The following is a 4,287-nucleotide window of genomic DNA, read 5'->3' as shown; positions in this document are numbered from 1 at the left end:
AAAATTCATGTAGAATATTCAACAATAAATTGAAAGCGATGAGAGAAAAAGTCTAAAACAAGAAACAGAGAGTGCCTAATGGTGAGACGGCATGCAATCCTTAGACGACACATTCTTGAGTGCGGATGCGAAATCAGTCAGCAGTCTGAGACTAGTGTCCGACGGCTGATTGCCGTTATCAATCTGGAGTCTCGTACTCCTAGAGGGTCCTCAGGCGACTGAGGTCCGAATAAAGGTGGAACCACGTGTCAACGTCCTTGCAAAGTTTTTTGCGAGGGCTTTTTATTATATTTAAACTAGAAGATTCCCCTATTTTCCTTTACTAAAGCGGTAAATTTCGTCTTTCATTTATTAGAAGTCCAAAAGTAAGTGTCAGATAATGGCTAGTGTGAAAGAGAGGTGGCAAGATGGTTAAGCTAAAAGGTCTCAGGCAGATCAATCCCTATGTAGCGGGGCAGCAGCCCAATAAGCCAGACATGATTAAGCTTAATACCAATGAAAATGCTTATGGTCCTAGTCCAAAGGTGGCAGAGGCGCTGAAGGCATTTAATGCGCAGGATCTGCGTAAGTATTCAAGCCTAAATCAGGCAGAACTCTGTCAGGCTTTGGCAGCAAACTTGGGTGTATCACCCGACCAGCTCATTATCGGTAACGGCAGTGACGACATCTTGTCCATGGCTTTCCTGGCCTTCTTTAACAGCGGCGAGTCGGTCTTATTTCCGGATTTGACCTATGGTTTTTACAAGGTCTGGGCGGACCTCTACCACGTGCCTTTTCGAGAAATCCCACTGACAGATGATTTTGAGGTCCATCCCTCCGACTATTTTGGAGACAATGGCGGCATTATCCTAGCCAATCCCAATGCTCCGACGGGGATTTATCTGCCGCTGGATCAGTTGGAGGAAATTCTGGCGTCCAATCAGGATGTGGTAGTGGTGGTGGATGAGGCTTACATTCACTTTGGTGGTCAATCTGCCCTGTCTCTGCTGGAAACCTATCCCAACCTCTTTATCACACGGACCTTTTCCAAGGATGCGGCCTTGGCTGGTCTGCGGGTAGGCTACGGCATCGGCCATCCAGACTTAATAGCTGTCATGAAAGCTGTTAAGGACTCCATCAATCCTTACTCAGTGGATATGTTATCAGAGCGATTAGCTCTTGCGGCAGTCGAAGATTGGGATTATTATTTGGAGACCGGTAGAGCCATTCAAGAGATCCGAGATTGGTTTGCTGGAGAATTGGTTGCGCTGGATTTTCAAGTCCTGCCTAGTCAGACCAACTTTGTCCTAGCCCAGCCTAGTGGAATCTCTGCAGCTGAGCTTTTCCAGCAGCTAGAAGAGCGTCGGATTTATGTGCGGTATTTTGCAAAAGCAGAACGAATCAAAGACTTTCTGCGCATCTCTATCGGACAGCGAGAGGAGATGGAAACAGTCCTGGCAGCTATCAAGGAAATTTGCAGCAGCTGAGAGTTTGACTCAAAGCCAGCCAGTGTAAGAATAGAGCAAGAAAGGAAAGCAGCCTATGAATAAAATCACCCTTCCGATTGGCATGCATGACAAGCTTTTCAAGAGGGCGCGTGTGACCTACGAGATTGAGCGGGACATCAGTGATTTCCTGATGGCTCAGGGCTTCAATCGGATTGACACACCGACTTTGGAGCACTTCGAGGTCTTCAGTGACCATGTGGAGCCCCATCATTATCATCTTTTCGATAAAAAAGGCGAGCTATTGGTGCTGAGGCCAGATGTGACCAGCCAGATTGGTCGGGTTATTGCTTCGACCAGGGTACATACGCCGACCAAGTTTTCCTATTCGGGCAAGGTCTTTCACTATCAAGAAGAGCTGCGTGGTCTTGCCAACGAGCTCAGTCAAGCTGGTATTGAGATTATCGGCTATCCAGCTCGCGAGGCGGTGCTTGAGGCTATCAAGACAGCCAAGCAGTCGCTGGATTTGGCGCAGGTTAAGTCTTATCAGTTCGAGTTTTCCCATGCGGCAATCCTGCAGACCATTTTAGAGAGTCTGGCCTTGGATTCGCAGGAGGAGGCCCAGCTGCTAGATTATATTCGCAAGAAAAATAGGACGGGACTCTTTGAATTCACCCAGACCAGATCGAGTGAATTTGATGATTTTTTGCAGGAGCTGCCCTATTTGTTTGGTCCTAGCCAACAGGTTTTAGCTAGGGCTAGAGAGATAGTTGACAACGAGCGGATATTGACGTCTCTAGATGATGTAGAGCAGGTTCTGCAGAGCCTATCAGGCTTGCTGGAGCAGACAACTATGGACTTGGGACAGGTAGCTGCCATGCCTTACTATACTGGATTGACCTTCAAGGTCTTTGGCGATCGAGTGCCAGATGCTTTTCTATCTGGTGGTCGCTATGACCAGCTTTTCAAGCGCTTCGGGGCAGCAGAGCTGACAGCTATCGGCTGGTCTCTAGACATTGACAGTGTCTATCAGGCCATTCATGATGACCTGCCTGACGAGGGCGGAAAGGAAGGTGACAGCAGATGAGTCAGATTACCATTGCCCTGACCAAGGGGCGGATTGAGAAAGATACGGTCAAGCTCTTGACCAAGGCTGGCTTTGATATGTCCTTCATGGCAGACAAGGGGCGTAGCTTGATTTTTGAAAGTCCAGACAGTCGCTTTCGCTTTCTTTTGGTCAAAGGACCTGACGTGACGACCTATGTGCGCCATGGAGTCGCTGATTTGGGCATTGTCGGCAAGGATATTCTCTTTGAGCATCCGACCGGCTATCTGGAGCTGCTGGATCTGAACTTTGGGCTTTGTAAATTCTCACTGGCCTCGGTGCCCAGCTATGACCCTCATGATCACAAGCGCAAGCGGATTGCGACCAAGTACCCGACGGTGGCGACTGATTATTTTAATCAAAAAGGGGAAGATGTGGAAATCATCTCCATCCAAGGCAGTGTGGAGATTTCACCGGTGCTGGGTCTGGCGGATGCCATTGTTGATATTGTGGAGACGGGGCATACCCTGTCAGCTAACGGCCTGCTGGTTTTTGAGGACATTTGTCGGGTGTCGGCCCGGCTCATTGCTAATCAGGCTTCCCTAAAAAATAACCCGGATATCATGCCTTTTGTGGCAAAGATTGAATCCCTAGTAGGAAGAAGAGAGGTGGCTTTTAAATGACAATTATCAAGCGTTTAAGCGGAAGTAACGAAGAAATTTCACGGATTTTATACGAAGAGCAGCTGCAGCTCAGCCAACAAAACTTAGATGTGGAAGAAGCGGTGGCTGAGATTATAGAAACGGTCAAACAAGACGGTGACCAAGCTTTAAGAGACTATACCATGCTCTTTGACAAGGTTGAGGTGACAGATTTTGAGATTGGGCAGGAGCTGATTGACAAGGCCTTTGAGGAGATTGATCCAGAGGTCTTGGTCGCCTTGAAAAATGCCCAAGCTAATATCGAATCCTACCACCGCCAGCAGTTGGAGACTGGTTTTGAGGACAGTCCCAGTGAGGGCGTTATCCGTGGTCAGTTGATTCGGCCGATTGAGCGGGTCGGAACCTATGTACCTGGCGGCACCGCAGCCTATCCATCTTCCGTCCTCATGAATGTTATCCCCGCCAAGATTGCTGGTGTCAAGGAAATCATCATGATTACACCGCCCCAAGAGCATTTTACGCCAGCGATTTTGGTTGCCGCCAAGCTGGCTGGTGTGGATCGGATTTTCCAAATTGGTGGAGCACAAGGAGTGGCAGCTTTAGCCTACGGTACTGAGAGCATTCCCAAGGTGGATAAGATAACTGGACCGGGCAATATCTTTGTGGCTACGGCCAAGAAGATGGTTTATGGTGTCGTGGGAATTGACATGATTGCCGGACCTTCTGAGATTGGAGTCATTGCGGATCGTTCAGCCAGTCCAGTCTATGTGGCAGCTGACCTTCTGTCGCAAGCCGAGCACGACAAGCTGGCTCGGGCTATTCTGGTAACTGACTCGGAGGAGCTGGCGGACCAAGTCGAAGCAGAGCTGGACAGACAGCTGAAAGAGCTGCCGCGCGAGGAAATAGCGCGTGCTTCGATTGAGAACAACGGCCGCATCATCCTTGCACCTTCGAAGGAAGCTATGTTTGAGCTTATGAATCAGGTGGCACCGGAGCATTTGGAGATTGCCATAGATGATGCTTACAGCTATCTGGATCAGGTTGAAAATGCCGGCTCTGTCTTTCTGGGACACTATACTAGTGAGCCAATTGGTGACTACTATGCGGGAGCCAATCACGTTTTGCCGACAACCAGCACCAGCCGTTTTTCATCAGC

The 4,287-nt window shown here is 48.9% G+C and carries 4 protein-coding genes; all 4 read left to right on the top strand.

Translation table 11 applies throughout. The features are described 5' to 3' along the window. The first annotated feature begins 407 nt into the window (after positions 1-407). Entirely contained in the window at positions 408-1,466 is a 1,059-nt protein-coding gene (gene hisC / locus RWS24_RS10615) for a histidinol-phosphate transaminase (RefSeq protein WP_314367389.1), read from the top strand. 55 nt (positions 1,467-1,521) lie between these two features. Beyond that, positions 1,522-2,511: an ATP phosphoribosyltransferase regulatory subunit gene (locus RWS24_RS10610; protein WP_314367385.1), complete on the top strand. Its 990-nt coding sequence runs from the start codon at positions 1,522-1,524 to the stop codon at positions 2,509-2,511. Next, complete coding sequence (gene hisG, locus RWS24_RS10605; protein ID WP_314367383.1) at positions 2,508-3,152, top strand: ATP phosphoribosyltransferase; 645 nt, start codon at positions 2,508-2,510, stop codon at positions 3,150-3,152. The genes RWS24_RS10610 and hisG overlap by 4 nt, the downstream gene beginning before the upstream one ends. Beyond that, the coding region (gene hisD / locus RWS24_RS10600) for a histidinol dehydrogenase (protein ID WP_314367380.1) at positions 3,149-4,287 on the top strand (1,139 nt) is incomplete at its 3' end. The genes hisG and hisD, both read left to right, overlap by 4 nt.

Source organism: uncultured Streptococcus sp. (assembly GCF_963528215.1).
Taxonomy (GTDB): Bacteria; Bacillota; Bacilli; order Lactobacillales; family Streptococcaceae; genus Streptococcus.
Note: the sequence above shows the minus strand (reverse complement) of the source record. Positions and strands in the feature narration are given on the sequence as shown.